General features: G+C 62.6%; 9 protein-coding genes. 6 read left to right on the top strand and 3 right to left on the bottom strand.

Translation table 11 applies throughout. The annotated features are described in order from the left end of the window. Positions 1-174 precede the first annotated feature (174 nt). Positions 175-1635 (top strand): D-alanyl-D-alanine carboxypeptidase/D-alanyl-D-alanine-endopeptidase, encoded by a 1461-nt coding sequence (gene dacB, locus CKW11_RS18435; RefSeq protein ID WP_095138651.1) that lies wholly within the window; start codon positions 175-177, stop codon positions 1633-1635. Between the two features lie 159 nt (positions 1636-1794). On the opposite strand, the gene CKW11_RS18430 is transcribed toward dacB, so the two are convergent. Next, entirely contained in the window at positions 1795-4182 is a 2388-nt protein-coding gene (locus CKW11_RS18430; protein ID WP_095138650.1) for a diguanylate cyclase, read from the bottom strand. A 147-nt stretch (positions 4183-4329) separates the two neighbouring features. Then, positions 4330-6600: a bifunctional 23S rRNA (guanine(2069)-N(7))-methyltransferase RlmK/23S rRNA (guanine(2445)-N(2))-methyltransferase RlmL gene (gene rlmKL, locus CKW11_RS18425; protein WP_095138649.1), complete on the bottom strand. Its 2271-nt coding sequence runs from the start codon at positions 6598-6600 to the stop codon at positions 4330-4332. 532 nt (positions 6601-7132) lie between these two features. Between rlmKL and rmf the strand changes: the two genes are divergently transcribed. Beyond that, positions 7133-7348: a ribosome modulation factor gene (rmf, locus tag CKW11_RS18420; RefSeq protein ID WP_003223300.1), complete on the top strand. Its 216-nt coding sequence runs from the start codon at positions 7133-7135 to the stop codon at positions 7346-7348. Between the two features lie 266 nt (positions 7349-7614). Here the strand turns inward: rmf and CKW11_RS18415 are convergent, their stop codons facing one another. Next, on the bottom strand, positions 7615-8634 hold the full coding sequence (locus CKW11_RS18415; protein WP_027613281.1) for a quinone-dependent dihydroorotate dehydrogenase: 1020 nt from the start codon (positions 8632-8634) through the stop codon (positions 7615-7617). 222 nt (positions 8635-8856) lie between these two features. Here CKW11_RS18415 and CKW11_RS18410 point away from each other — a divergent pair, with 222 nt between their 5' ends. From CKW11_RS18410 to CKW11_RS18395, 4 genes are all read left to right on the top strand, one after another. Continuing rightward, entirely contained in the window at positions 8857-10068 is a 1212-nt protein-coding gene (locus CKW11_RS18410; protein WP_095138648.1) for a CmpA/NrtA family ABC transporter substrate-binding protein, read from the top strand. Between the two features lie 15 nt (positions 10069-10083). Beyond that, complete coding sequence (locus CKW11_RS18405) at positions 10084-10659, top strand: ANTAR domain-containing response regulator (protein WP_027613283.1); 576 nt, start codon at positions 10084-10086, stop codon at positions 10657-10659. 363 nt (positions 10660-11022) lie between these two features. Then, entirely contained in the window at positions 11023-12234 is a 1212-nt protein-coding gene (locus tag CKW11_RS18400) for a NarK/NasA family nitrate transporter (protein ID WP_027613284.1), read from the top strand. A 7-nt stretch (positions 12235-12241) separates the two neighbouring features. Then, on the top strand, positions 12242-13912 hold the full coding sequence (locus CKW11_RS18395) for a bifunctional protein-serine/threonine kinase/phosphatase (protein ID WP_095138647.1): 1671 nt from the start codon (positions 12242-12244) through the stop codon (positions 13910-13912). Positions 13913-14025 lie beyond the last annotated feature (113 nt).

Genomic DNA, 14025 nt, shown 5'->3' with positions numbered 1-14025 from the left:
GACTCTCTGGGCGCGGTGGTCGACCGCCTGTAAAAAAAATAACGAAATGGCCGCCTCGGGCAAGGCACAAGCTGTTACACCTTGGGGCATAATGCCGACACTTTCATGACCACTGAGGGCTTTTTCATCCATGCCCTCGTTATTTTTCCCCTCTTCTGCAGGGTTTTAATTCATATGATCAAATCGTTGCGTCCTCTCTTTCTTGCCGGCCTTCTTCTGCCTCTGGCCCTGCCGATTGCCGCTGCCACTATCAATACCGCCCTCACCCCTAACGTCGAAAAAGCCCTCAAGGCCAGCAAACTGCAGCCGACTGCGCTGTCGCTGGTGATGATTCCGCTCGACGGCCCGGGCAATCCGACGATGTACAACGCCGACGTCTCGGTCAACCCGGCTTCGACCATGAAACTGGTCACCACCTACGCCGCGCTGGAAATGCTCGGCCCCAACCATCAGTGGAAAACCGAGTTCTACACCGACGGCGATTTGAGCGGCGGCATTCTCAATGGCAACCTGTACCTCAAGGGTGGCGGCGATCCGAAGCTGAACATGGAAAAACTCTGGCTGCTGATGCGCGATCTGCGCGCCAACGGCGTGACCCAGGTCACCGGCGACCTGATCCTCGACCGCGGCTTCTTCATCCAGCCGCAACTGCCCGAGTTCAACGACGACGGCAATGACGAGAACAAGCCGTTCCTGGTCAAACCCGACTCGCTGCTGGTCAACCTCAAGGCCCTGCGCTTCGTCGCGCGCAATGATGGAGGCCGGGTGCTGATCTCGGTGGAGCCGCCGATTGCCAGCGTGCGCATCGAAAACACGGTCAAGGCGCTCAACTCCAAACAGTGCACCGGGGGTGTGCGCTACAACCCGGTGACCCAAGCGGACGGCAGCGTCACCGTGACCGTCGCCGGTCAGTTGGGCGAAGGCTGCAGCTCGCAGACTTATCTGTCGCTGCTTGACCACGCGACCTACACCGCCGGTGCCGTGCGCGCGATCTGGAAAGAACTGGGCGGCAGCATCCAGGGCAAGGATCGCCTCGCCGCGACCCCGAGCGGCGCCAAGCTGCTGGCCCGCGCCTACTCGCCGGATCTGGCGGAAATCATCCGCGACATCAACAAATACAGTAACAACACCATGGCCCAGCAGTTGTTCCTGAGCCTCGGTCAGAAGTACCGCAACGAAGCCGACGGTGACGACGCCAAGGCCGCGCAACGCGTAGTCCGCCAGTGGCTGGCGAAGAAAGGCATCACCGCGCCGCACCTGGTGATGGAAAACGGCTCCGGGCTGTCGCGCGCCGAACGCGTCAGCGCCCGCGAGATGGCCAACATGCTGCAAGCCGCCTGGCATAGCCCGTACGCCGCCGAGTACATCAGCTCTATGCCGATTGCCGGCACCGACGGCACCATGCGCAAACGCCTGAAGACCACCGCGATGCGCGGCGAAGCCCACGTCAAGACCGGCACCCTGAACACCGTGCGCGCGATCGCCGGCTTCAGCCGCGACGTCAACGGCAACACCTGGGCGGTGGTGGCGATCCTCAACGACAAGGCGCCGTTCGGCGCGTCATCGGTGCTGGATCAGGTGCTGCTGGACCTGTACAAGCAGCCGCGCCTGCCGCAGACCGCTTCGGCTCTGTAACCCACCGTCGAACCTGTGGACGCAACTCTCTGTGGCGAGGGAGCTTGCTCCCGCTGGGCTGCGCAGCGGCCCCAAATGATTTTGTGAGCGCTACGCACTCAAGCGGGAGCAAGCTCCCTCGCCACAAAACAGGGTTCCACAGAGGATTGGTGTAACGGCTCAGCTCATCTGCTCGACCCGATCGCGCCCGCCCTGCTTCGCCGCATACACCCCTGAATCCGCGCGCAGCAACAGCGCATCCGCGCCCTCCCCCGGGCGCCAGCTGGCGATGCCGAAACTGGCCGTCACCACCCCGACCACATCCACTGGCGCACTGCGCAGGCCTTGCCACAACTCCACCGCCAGCATGTGCGCGTGCTCGCCGTCGATGTCCGGACAGAGCACCATGAACTCCTCACCGCCCAGGCGGCAGAACACATCAGTTCGGCGCAGACGATGGCCGATGCGCTCGCACACCGCTTGCAGCACCCGGTCGCCCACGGCATGGCCGTATTGGTCGTTGATCCGTTTGAAGTGGTCGATGTCGAGCATGATCACCGACAGCTCACCGCCGCCGCGTTCGACCCGGGCCATTTCGGTGGTCAGTCGTTCCTGGAAGTAGCGGCGGTTGTGGATGCCGGTCAGCGAGTCGGTGACCGACAGCGCCCGCAGTTCCTCTTCCACCCGTTTCAAATCGGAAATGTCCGAGATGTAGCCGTGCCACAGCACGCCGCCGCCCGGCAGCTCCTCCGGCGTCGCCTCGCCGCGCACCCAGCGCAGGCCGCGCTCGGGCAACTGCACACGGTATTCCTCGCGCCATGGGCTGAGGCTGTCCGCCGAAGCGCGGATCGAGCTGCGCACTCGCGAGACGTCTTGTGGATGGATGCGGGTGAAAATCGCCTCGGCATTGAGCAGCAACACGTCCGGCTCCAGCTCGTAGATTTCGCGGATGCCGTCGCTGGCGTAAATCACGCTGAAGCGTCCGTCGAATTCCATCTTGAATTGGTAGATGCCGCCGGGCACATGGGCGCTGAGCTTTTTCAGCAACACATCGCGCGCCGCCAGCGCTTCGTGTACGCGCTTGCGCTCGGTGATGTCGATGCAGATCGCCAGATGCCCGACCCACAGCCCCTGCTCATCGAGCACCGGGGTGGCGAGCATGTTTACCGGCAGATGACTGCCGTCGCTGCGCACCAGCGTCCACTCGCGTGCCTCGTGCCCGCCGACTTCGCCGCCCTCGACCAACATCGCGTGGCAGGTCGGAATGCTCTTGCCGTAACGCGCACTCAACTCCGCCGAACGCGCGGCCAGTTCTCGCGGCAGATGCAGGTTTTCCAGGGTCATGTGGCCGACCACATCGGCGCTGCTGTAGCCGAGCATCTGTTCGGCGCCGGGATTGAAGGTGTTGATCACCCCGCGCAGGTCGGTGGCGATGATTGCCACCTGGGTCGCGGCATTCAGTACCCCGCGCAACCGACCGTGGGTGCCGCGCAATTCCTGCTCGCGGGCGTGCAGTTCCTGGGTACGCAGTTCGACCATGCGCAAGGCGCGCTGGCGTTGACTGACCAATACGTAAAGCAACGCGCTGAGCAACACGCTCAACAGCGCCCCCAGCACCACCAGGCTGCTGATCGACGAATGGTTGGCCTGCAGAAACGCCTCGCTGGGCTGAATGTCCACCTGATAGTCATGGTCGGCCATTCGTACCAGACGTGTGGCAGACAGATCACTGGCCCCGGCTTTGTTGGCCGACTCATAGAGCACCTCGTGCTGATCCTCAGTGGACAGGTCGAGAATGCGTACAGAAAGGAAGTCCTGGTGCTCCTCCGGCAGTCCGTCGGCCAGCAACTGCTGCATGCTGATCACCGCCATCACATAACCGTGCGGCGGCCCGTTCGGCGCGCCTTCACGGGTGACCGGCGCCAGCAGCAAGACGCCCCGGGCATACGCCGGATCAATCCCCACCAGATGCAATGGTTGCGATACCACCATGTGCCCGGTGCGGTCGGCGCGTTCCAGCGTCGCCCGGCGCAGGGGTTGCGCCAGCAAGTCGTAACCCAGCGGCGTGGGCAAGCGGCTTTGACTCTGGGTGTAGATCACCGGTACGTATTCGGGGCGATCAGCGGCGGTCTGCAACTGGTCGTCAGCGGTCAGTTCACGAAAGGTGAAGGTGCTGAAGCCTTCGTTACGCACGGCCTGTTCGACCGCCGGGCGTTCGGCACGGCTGACCCGTGGCGCGTAAGAATAGGCCTGGGTGCGTAATAAAAGCGGCTTGGCATAGCCGTCGAATTCGCTGCGCGAGACCGAATCGGAGTTGGCGAAGAAACGGCGCAGGCCGTCGAGACGCTGTTCCTGATCCTGGAAACGTTCTTCGATGCGGCTGTAACGCTCATTGGCCAGCAATTGGAAGCGTTGGCGCAGTTGATGGTGAAACTGATTGAGGGAGGCCCAGGCGAGCAGCCCCGTGAGAATCCCGCCGGCGAGCAATACCAGCAGCGCGACCAGCCAGGCCGAGACGTCTTCGCTGATAAAACCCAGAATCTTTGGGCGCACGGGGTGCAACGACATAGGGGCAACTCACGACGCCATTGTTTCGGGGGGAAACCCCATTGGCCATGCGTTGAGTTATAGCTATTAGCCATTAATTTGGCTAGCGCTGATCGGATCCAAGAGCCTTTAAAAATCAAGGCTCTGTGGATCCAACCAGTCCGAGCGTCAACGTGCCGTGATTTTCCAGGCGCGGTGAATCTTGGTGTTACGGGCAAAATCCGGATCGATGGTCTGCGCGCTGATTTCCTCGACCGCGTAACGCTCGGCTAGGTTCTCCTCCAGCTGGAACTTGCGGAAGTTGTTGGAGAAGTACAGCACGCCACCCGGGGCCAGGCGTGCCATGGCCAGGTCGATCAACTGCACCTGGTCACGCTGCACGTCGAAGATGCCTTCCATGCGCTTGGAGTTGGAGAAGGTCGGCGGGTCGATGAAGATCAGGTCGTACTCGTCCCGGCTGCTTTCCAGCCACGCCATCACGTCGCCCTGCTCCAGACGGTTCTTGTCGGAAAAGCCATTCAGCGACAGGTTGCGCCGCGCCCAGTCGAGGTAAGTCTTCGACAGGTCGACGCTGGTGGTGCTGCGCGCTCCGCCCTTGGCCGCGTGCACACTGGCGGTCGCGGTGTAGCAGAACAGATTGAGGAAGCGCTTGCCGGCCGCCTCTTTCTGAATGCGCATGCGCATCGGCCGGTGGTCGAGGAACAGCCCGGTGTCGAGGTAGTCGGTGAGGTTCACCAGCAGCTTGACGCCGCCTTCGCTGACCTCATTGAACTTGCCCTGCGCCGCCTGACGCTCGTATTGCTTGGTGCCGCTCTGACGCTCGCGGCGTTTGACCACCACGCGGCTCTTGTCGACGTTCAGCGCCTGCGGGATCGCCGCCAATGCGTCGAACATGCGCGCCGAGGCCTTTTCCGGATCGATCGACTTCGGCGCGGCGTATTCCTGCACGTGCACCCAGTCGTGATACAGGTCGATGGCCATGGCGTATTCCGGCATGTCGGCATCGTAGACGCGGTAGCAGTCGATGCCTTCGCGCTTGACCCACTTGCTCATCGCCTTGAGGTTTTTCTGCAGGCGATTGGCAAACATCTGCCCGCCTTCGCTCAGGCGCGGCTGCTCGACCACTGGCGCCGGGGCTGGCGTCGGTTTGATCGGGTTGCCGTTCTTGTTGAACTTGCGCTCTTGCGGCTCGTTCGGGGTCTGATCGTAGGCCGCTTGCTCACGCTCGGCCTGACGCTGTTCCGGGGTCCGCCGTTCGCCGGTGACGAACTGATCCGGCAGCACCTTGATCAGCAGCAATTTGCACGGCAGCGCGCCGTTCCAGAACGAATACTGTTTGTGGCTGCGAATGCCCATGCGCTTGCCCAGATCCGGCGCGCCGGTGAACACCGCCGCTTCCCAGTTCAGGCAGGCCTGACGCAGGCGCTCGCCGAGGTTCTGGTAGAGGTAAAGCAGGCTGGCTTCGTCGCCCAGACGCTCGCCGTACGGCGGGTTGCAGATCACCAGACCTTTCTGGTTCTGGTCCGGACGCGGCTCGAAGGTCGCGACTTCGCCCTGATAGATCTTGATCCACTCGCTCAGACCGGCGCGCTCGACGTTGTTGCGGCCCGGTTGAATCAGGCGCGGGTCGGCTTCGTAACCGCGAATCCACAGCGGCGGCTTGGCCAGACCGGCAGCGGCACGCTCGACGGCTTCTTCATGGAGTTTTTTCCACAGCGCCGGGACGTGACCCAGCCATGCGGTGAAGCCCCACTGCTCGCGGCGCAGGTTCGGCGCCATGTCGGCAGCGATCATGCCGGCTTCGACGAGGAACGTACCGACACCGCACATCGGGTCAGCCAGCGCGCCGCCTTCGGCCGCAATGCGCGGCCAGCCGGAACGGATCAGGATCGCTGCCGCGAGGTTTTCCTTCAGCGGTGCCGCGCCCTGCTGCAGGCGGTAGCCACGCTGGTGCAGGCTGTGACCGGAAAGGTCGAGGGACAGGATCGCTTCGCCGCGATCCAGGCGCAGGTGAATGCGCAGATCCGGGTTGAGCTTGTCGATCGACGGACGGTCGCCTTGCGGGGTACGCAGTTTGTCGACGATCGCGTCTTTGACTTTAAGCGCACCGAAGTGGGTGTTGTCGATGCCCGAGCCGTGGCCGCTGAATTCAACGGCCAGGGTGCCGTCGGCGAGCATGTGATCCTGCCACTCGACGTCAAGCACGCCGTGGTACAGGTCTTCAGCGTCTTTCATCGGGAAGCGCTTGAGCACCAGCAACACCCGGTTGGCCAGACGCGACCACAGGCACAGGCGATAAGCGGTTTCCATGGTCGCCATGCCACGCACGGCGGAGGTGTGCTCGCGGGCTTCTTCAAGGCCAAGCCCGACGGCTTCCTCGATGAGCAGGCCTTCAAGGCCTTTGGGGCAAGTGAGGAAGAGTTCGAAACGGTCGGACATGGTATTTCCAGAGCCTTTGGCTAGTGAACCGGCAACGCATTGCCGATCCGGTTTTCAATCAGGCGCTTTTCTAAAAGAGCGCCCGCGTGGCACGAAGGTGTGCCGTTCCATCCCCGCTGCTCGGGTTAAAAGAGCTTAGATGCCGGGACAGAGAAAATAGTTGATGAAACAAAAAGTCTTAAAGCGACCCTTCGTCGCTTAGTAACCGAGCGTAAACGTGGGTCATTCTCACTAAAGGATTAACCCCATCATCCAGCGCGGGGCCGATCATACCGGGGTTTGCGGAAAAAACGTTCATGAAACCGGTCGTTACTTATGGCTGTAGCACTATTTTCGTTACGTCCTTATGACAAAACGATCATTCCCTCGGTGTGACTCATTGGTTAGAACTGACCACAGGTTGACGTCGCAACGGCGTCAACACCTTGGCTCGCCACGCCGGCAGCGAGCCGCCCAACGGCAGAGTTTTTTCTGCCAGACCTCGATTGAGGTCAACGCGACGAAAACAGTCAACAAGTGAGGGAAACACCCTATGAGAAGACTTAAGCGTGATCCGTTGGAAAGAGCATTTTTGCGCGGATATCAATATGGCGTTGGTGGCAAATCCCGCGAGCTTTGCCCATTTACTCTACCGTCGGTACGTCAAGCCTGGATCAACGGCTGGCGAGAAGGACGCGGCGACAACTGGGACGGTATGACCGGCACTGCGGGAATCCACAGACTCAACGAACTTCACGCCGTCGGCTGACACAGGGCACTTATTGCAACACGACAATCTGAATTTTTAGCGACTTACCATGCACGTCCTTCCCGGACGGCGGGCTACGGCCCAGGGGCTCCTTCGAGGAGCCCTTTTTTATGCCTGAAAATGCAATCCCCTGTGGCGAGGGAGCTTGCTCCCGCTCGGCTGCGCAGCAGTCGTAAATCCTGAATCCTCGCTATACCTGACAAACTTGGGGCTGCTTCGCAACCCAGCGGGAGCAAGCTCCCTCGCCACAGAGCCCTCAGAAAACCTCAGCGCAGGGCGGCGATCGCGTCGACCGATTCACGAATCAATGCCGGGCCCTTATAGATGAAGCCCGAGTAAATCTGCACCAGACTCGCCCCCGCCATGATCTTCTCGGCCGCATGCTTGCCTTCGGTGATGCCACCAGCCGCAATGATCGGCAACCGACCACCCAGCTCCGCCGCCAACACCTTCACGGTATGCGTGCTCTTGTCACGCACCGGGGCGCCGGACAGACCGCCCGCCTCGTCACCATGCTCCATGCCTTCGACGCCAACGCGACTCAGGGTGGTGTTGGTGGCGATCACCGCGTCCATCCCGGTTTCGATCAATGCCTGCGCGACCTGCGCGGTCTCCTCGTCAGTCATGTCCGGGGCGATCTTGATCGCCAGCGGCACATGTTTGCCGTGGCGCAGGGCCAGTTCGGCGCGGCGCGTGGCCAGATCCGCCAGCAACTGCTTGAGCGAATCACCGAACTGCAGGCTGCGCAGGCCCGGGGTGTTCGGCGAGCTGACGTTGACCGTGACATAGCTGGCGTGGGCATACACCTTGTCCAGGCAAATCAGGTAGTCGTCCACCGCGCGCTCGACCGGAGTGTCGAAGTTCTTGCCGATGTTGATCCCCAGCACGCCCTTGTATTTGGCCGCCGCGACCCGCGCCAGCAGGTTATCCACGCCGAGGTTGTTGAAACCCATGCGATTGATGATCGCCTCGGCCTCCGGCAGGCGGAAGATCCGTGGTTTCGGGTTGCCCGGTTGCGGGCGCGGAGTCACGGTGCCGATTTCGACAAAACCGAAACCCAGTTGCGAAAAGCCGTCGATGGCCGCGCCGTTCTTGTCCAGACCGGCCGCCAGACCCACCGGGTTCGGAAAGTCCAGGCCCATGACCGTCACCGGCACGTTCGCCGGTTTCTTGCACAGCATGCCGTTAAGGCCCAAACGCCCACCCGCGCCGATCAGATCCAGCGACAGGTCGTGGGAGGTTTCCGGGGAAAGTTTGAACAACAGCTGACGGGCCAGGGTGTACATGGGCGGCGATGACTCGGGCGGCGAAAAGAGGCGGCGATTATAGCCGGGCATCGCCCCCCGGCGCGAGGCGCACAGGCAAATCCGCCTGACTGGCATATGCCTTGCACCTTCCGGGTTATCAACCCACAGGCCAATGGCGGCGTGCGGGCACGGACAATGGCGTCGTCCTCAGGTTTGCTCGGGCAAAGCCTGGGACGGCGTTTTTTTTGAGGGTGGCTTTATATGAGTGATTCGTCCGTCGGGCCGCTGGCCTGGGTCAACGGCAGTGATGCTCCGGAAAAAAGTGTGATCAACCTCGGCTTCATGGCCCTGAGCGATTGCGCTTCAGTGGTCGTGGCCGCGACACAGGGCTTCGCCCAGCCCTACGGCCTGACGATCAACCTCAAGCGCCAGGCGTCCTGGGCGACGTTGCGCGACAAACTGGTCAGCGGTGAACTGGATGTCGCCCACAGCCTGTACGGGCTGATTTACGCGGTGCACCTGGGCATCGGCGGCGTAGCGCCGAGCGACATGGCGGTGCTGATGGGCCTGAACCAGAACGGCCAGAGCCTCAACCTCTCCCACGGTCTGCAACAACTGGGCGTGACCAGTCCTGAAGCACTCGATCGGCACGCGCACCAAACCCGCGCAAAACTGACCTTCGCCCAGACCTTCCCCACCGGCACCCATGCGATGTGGCTTTATTACTGGCTGGCGAGTCAGGGCATTCATCCGTTGCAGGACGTCGACAGCGTGGTGGTGCCGCCGCCGCAAATGGTTGCGCATCTGCAAGCCGGGCGTATCGATGGTTTCTGCGTCGGTGAACCGTGGGCGGCCAGCGCCGTGCAACAGGATCTGGGATTCACCCTCGCCACCAGCCAGAGCATCTGGCCCGATCATCCGGAAAAGGTCCTCGGCTGCACCCGCGCGTTCGTCGAGCAATACCCCAACACCGCACGGGCGCTGGTGATGGCAATCCTCGAGGCCAGCCGGTTCATTGAGCAAAACCCGGAAAACCGCCGCAGCACCGCGCAGTTGCTGAGCGCGCCGGAATACCTCGACGCCCCGCTGTCCTGCATCGAGCCGCGTTTTCTCGGGGACTACGCCGATGGCCTCGGCAATCGCTGGCAGGACCCGCACGCCCTGCGCTTCCACGGCAACGGCGAGGTGAATCTGCCATACCTGTCCGACGGCATGTGGTTCATGACCCAATTCCGTCGCTGGGGCCTGTTGCGCGAGGATCCCGACTACCTCGCCGTTGCGCGTCAGGTTCAGCAACTGGATATCTATCGCGAAGCGGCCACCGCCGTCGGTGTCGCAGCCTGGGGCAAGGAGATGCGCAGCAGCCAGTTGCTCGATGGCAAAGTCTGGGACGGCAGCGATCCGGCCGCTTACGCCCGCAGTTTCAAGCTGCACGCCCTGAGCGACGCCGCTCCTCTTCTCGCTCGCCGCTGACAGGAGACCGCCAATATGCTGCGCATTCTGCTGATCAACGACACCGCGAAAAAAGTCGGCCGCCTGAAAGCCGCGCTGACCGAGGCCGGTTTCGAGGTCATCGATGAGTCCGGCCTGACCATCGATCTGCCGGCGCGCGTCGAAACGGTGCGCCCGGACGTGATTCTGATCGATACCGAGTCACCGAGCCGCGATGTCATGGAGCAAGTGGTGCTGGTCAGCCGCGACCAGCCCCGGCCGATCGTGATGTTCACCGACGAACACGACCCGGGGGTGATGCGTCAGGCGATCAAGTCCGGGGTCAGTGCCTACATCGTCGAGGGCATTCACGCCCAGCGCCTGCAGCCGATTCTCGATGTGGCGATGGCGCGCTTCGAAAGCGACCAGGCCTTGCGCGCGCAACTGCTGGCCCGCGATCAGCAACTGGCCGAGCGCAAACGCATCGAACTGGCCAAAGGGCTGCTGATGAAGATGAAGGACTGCAATGAAGAAGAGGCCTACACCCTGATGCGCCGCCAGGCCATGAGCCGCCAGCAGAAACTGATTCAGGTGGCGGAGCAGATCATTGCGATGAGTGAGTTGCTTGGCTGAAGGCCTGCGCTGGCTTTCCGGGCCCCTTCGCGAGCAAGCCCGCTCCCACATTTGGAATGCATTCCCCTGTGAAGCAGGTCGGGGTTCCACTTTGAAATGCATTCCCTGTGGGAGCGGGCTTGCTCGCGAAGGCCGCGACGCCGTTTCACTTATTGGCACAAATCTGGCTAAGCATTCAGCACAGGTAACCAACGGCGGTTGCCCCACCCACGACAAAGACGTCGCTCACCCGTTCGCCCAACCGGCGTATCAGGTGGCGGCGTTTTTGCGTTTTGGCCCCACAGCTCGGGGCCGGTGGTGCGGCCGTGGCGGCGCTCCACCTGCTGTGACTCCTTTCGAGACTCTTTTCAGCTGAGGTGCGCGATGAATTCAAGCTTCTGGAAATCCGGCCACACCCCGACCCTGTTCGCAGCCTTTCTGTATTTCGACCTGAGTTTCATGGTCTGGTACCTGCTCGGCCCGTTGGCGGTGCAGATCGCCGCCGACCTGCACCTGACCACGCAACAACGCGGGCTGGTGGTGGCGACGCCGATTCTGGCAGGTGCGGTGCTGCGCTTTGTGATGGGCATGCTGGCCGATCGTCTGTCGCCGAAAACCGCCGGTCTGATCGGTCAGGTGATCGTGATCTGCGCGCTGTTCGGCGCATGGAAACTCGGCATCCACAGTTATGAACAGGCGCTGATCCTGGGACTGTTCCTCGGCATGGCCGGTGCTTCGTTTGCCGTGGCCCTGCCGCTGGCTTCGCAGTGGTATCCGCCGCAGCATCAGGGCAAGGCCATGGGTATCGCCGGCGCCGGTAACTCCGGCACCGTGTTTGCCGCACTGATTGCCCCGGTGCTGGCTGCGGCGTTCGGCTGGAGCAACGTGTTCGGTTTCGCCCTGATTCCGTTGATCCTGACGCTGGTGCTGTTCGCCTGGCTGGCGAAAAACGCCCCGCAGCGGCCCAAGGCCAAAGCCATGGCCGACTACTTCAAGGCCCTTGGCGACCGCGACAGCTGGTGGTTCATGTTTTTCTACAGCGTGACTTTCGGCGGCTTCATTGGTCTCGCCAGCGCCCTGCCCGGCTACTTCAACGACCAATACGGTCTGAGTCCTGTCACGGCGGGTTACTACACCGCTGCCTGTGTGTTCGGTGGCAGCCTGATGCGTCCACTGGGCGGCGCGTTGGCGGATCGCTTCGGCGGCATCCGCACCTTGTTGGCGATGTACACCGTAGCGGCAATCTGCATCGCCGCCGTCGGTTTCAACCTGCCCAGTTCCTACGCCGCATTGGCGTTGTTCGTCTGCACCATGCTCGGTCTCGGCGCCGGCAACGGCGCAGTGTTCCAGTTGGTGCCGCAACGTTTTCGCCTGGAGATCGGCGTGATGACCGGGCTGATCGGCATGGCCGGCGGCATCGGCGGTTTTGCCCTGGCGGCCGGCATGGGCGCGATCAAGCAAAGCACCGGCAGCTATCAACTGGCGCTGTGGTTGTTCGCCAGCCTCGGCGTGCTGGCGTGGTTCGGCCTGCACGGGGTCAAACGTCGCTGGAGAACCACCTGGGGTTCGGCGGCGGTCACCGCTGCGCGAGTCTGAGGCGTCGATGCCCCTGCAACTGAGCTTTGCCCAGGCCAGCGCCACCGGCCCGCGCGCGGAAAACCAGGACGCTCTGCGCCTGGTGACGCCCGCCCCCGCGCTGGCCGCCAGCAAAGGCTATCTGGTCGCCATCGCTGACGGTGTCAGCCAGTGCGCCGATGGCGGATTGGCTGCACGCTCGACCCTGCAGGCACTGGCGCTGGACTACTACGCCACGCCACAGACCTGGAGCGTGGCGCAGGCGCTGGATCGCCTGCTGCTCGCGCAAAATCGCTGGTTACAGGCCAATGGCGGCGGGCAACCGTTGCTGACCACGATCAGCGCGCTGGTCCTGCGCGGTCGGCGTTTCACCCTGGCCCACGTCGGCGATTGCCGGGTCTATCGCTGGCAGGCTGACGGTTTGCAGCGGATCTCGCAGGATCATGTCTGGGAGCAGCCGGGCATGCAGCACGTGCTCAAACGCGCGCTGGGCCTGGATCAGCATCTTGTACTGGATTTTCTCGACGGTGAATTACGCGAGGGCGAATGCTTCGTGCTGCTCAGCGATGGCGTGTGGTCGACCTTGGGTGATACCGCAATCGCCGCGATTCTGCGCGATCAACCGGATCTCGACAGCGCCGCCCACACGCTGGTCAACGCCGCGCATCTGGCCGGCAGTCAGGACAACGCCAGTGCGTTGCTGGTGCGGGTCGATGCACTCGGCGAGGCGAACATCGGCGATGCACTGATCCATTTGCAGCAATGGCCACTGCCGCCGCCGCTGAAGACCGGGCAGACGTTCGAAGGCTGGCAGGTGCAAGGCGTTGTCGCTCAGAGCCAGCAATCGCTGCTGTATCGAGTGCTGGATAGCCAAGCGCGAGGCTGGTTGTTGAAAACATTGCCGGCGCGACTGGCCGATGACCCCCAGGCCGGACAAGCCTTGCTGTCGGAAGAATGGTTCCTCAAGCGTGTCGCCGGGCGGCATTTTCCTGAAGTCCACAGCGGCACTCAGCGTCAGCATTTGTACTACGTGATGCGCGAATATTCCGGTATGACTCTGGCGCAGCTGTTTCAACACAGCCACCCGTTGCCGTTGGCGCAGTGGCAGGACATTGCCGAGCGCTTGCTGCGGGCGGTAGGCCTGCTGCATCGGCGGCAGATTCTGCATCGCGACATCAAGCCGGAGAATCTGCATCTGGGCGACGATGGCGAGTTGCGCCTGCTGGATTTCGGTCTGGCGTACTGCCCCGGTCTGTCCGAAGACGCACCGTCAACATTGCCGGGCACGCCCAGCTTCATCGCCCCGGAAGCCTTTCGCGGCGAGCCACCAAGTGGGCAACAGGATCTGTACGCGGTGGGCGTGACCTTGTATTTCCTGCTGACCGGGCACTTTCCCTATGGTGAGGTCGAAGCGTTCCAGCGGCCGCGATTTGGCCTGCCGGTGAGTGCCGGTCGCTACCGCCCGGACCTGCCGGAATGGATTGCGCAGAGTCTGGAGCGTGGCGTGGCTGCCGATCCGCAACAGCGCTTTGAAACGGCTGAAGAATGGCTGCTGGTGCTGGAACAGGGTGAGCGACGCAGTTTGAGCGTGCGACCCAGACCGTTGTTGGAGCGTGAGCCGTTGAAGGTCTGGCGGGCGGTGGCATTGCTGGCTTTGCTGGGAAATCTGGTGCTGCTGGTGGTGTTGTTTCATCGTTGATACCGCGTCGCGCCCTTCGCGAGCAAGCCCGCTCCCACAGGGGATCTGAGTCGCTCACAAGTCCCCTGTGGGAGCGGGCTTGCTCGCGAAGGCGCCCGTCCAATCACTGCAAA

Origin of the sequence: Pseudomonas sp. Irchel s3a10, from assembly GCF_900187525.1 — a bacterium.
GTDB classification, from domain to species: Bacteria; Pseudomonadota; Gammaproteobacteria; order Pseudomonadales; family Pseudomonadaceae; genus Aquipseudomonas; species Aquipseudomonas koreensis_G.
Note: the sequence above shows the minus strand (reverse complement) of the source record. Positions and strands in the feature narration are given on the sequence as shown.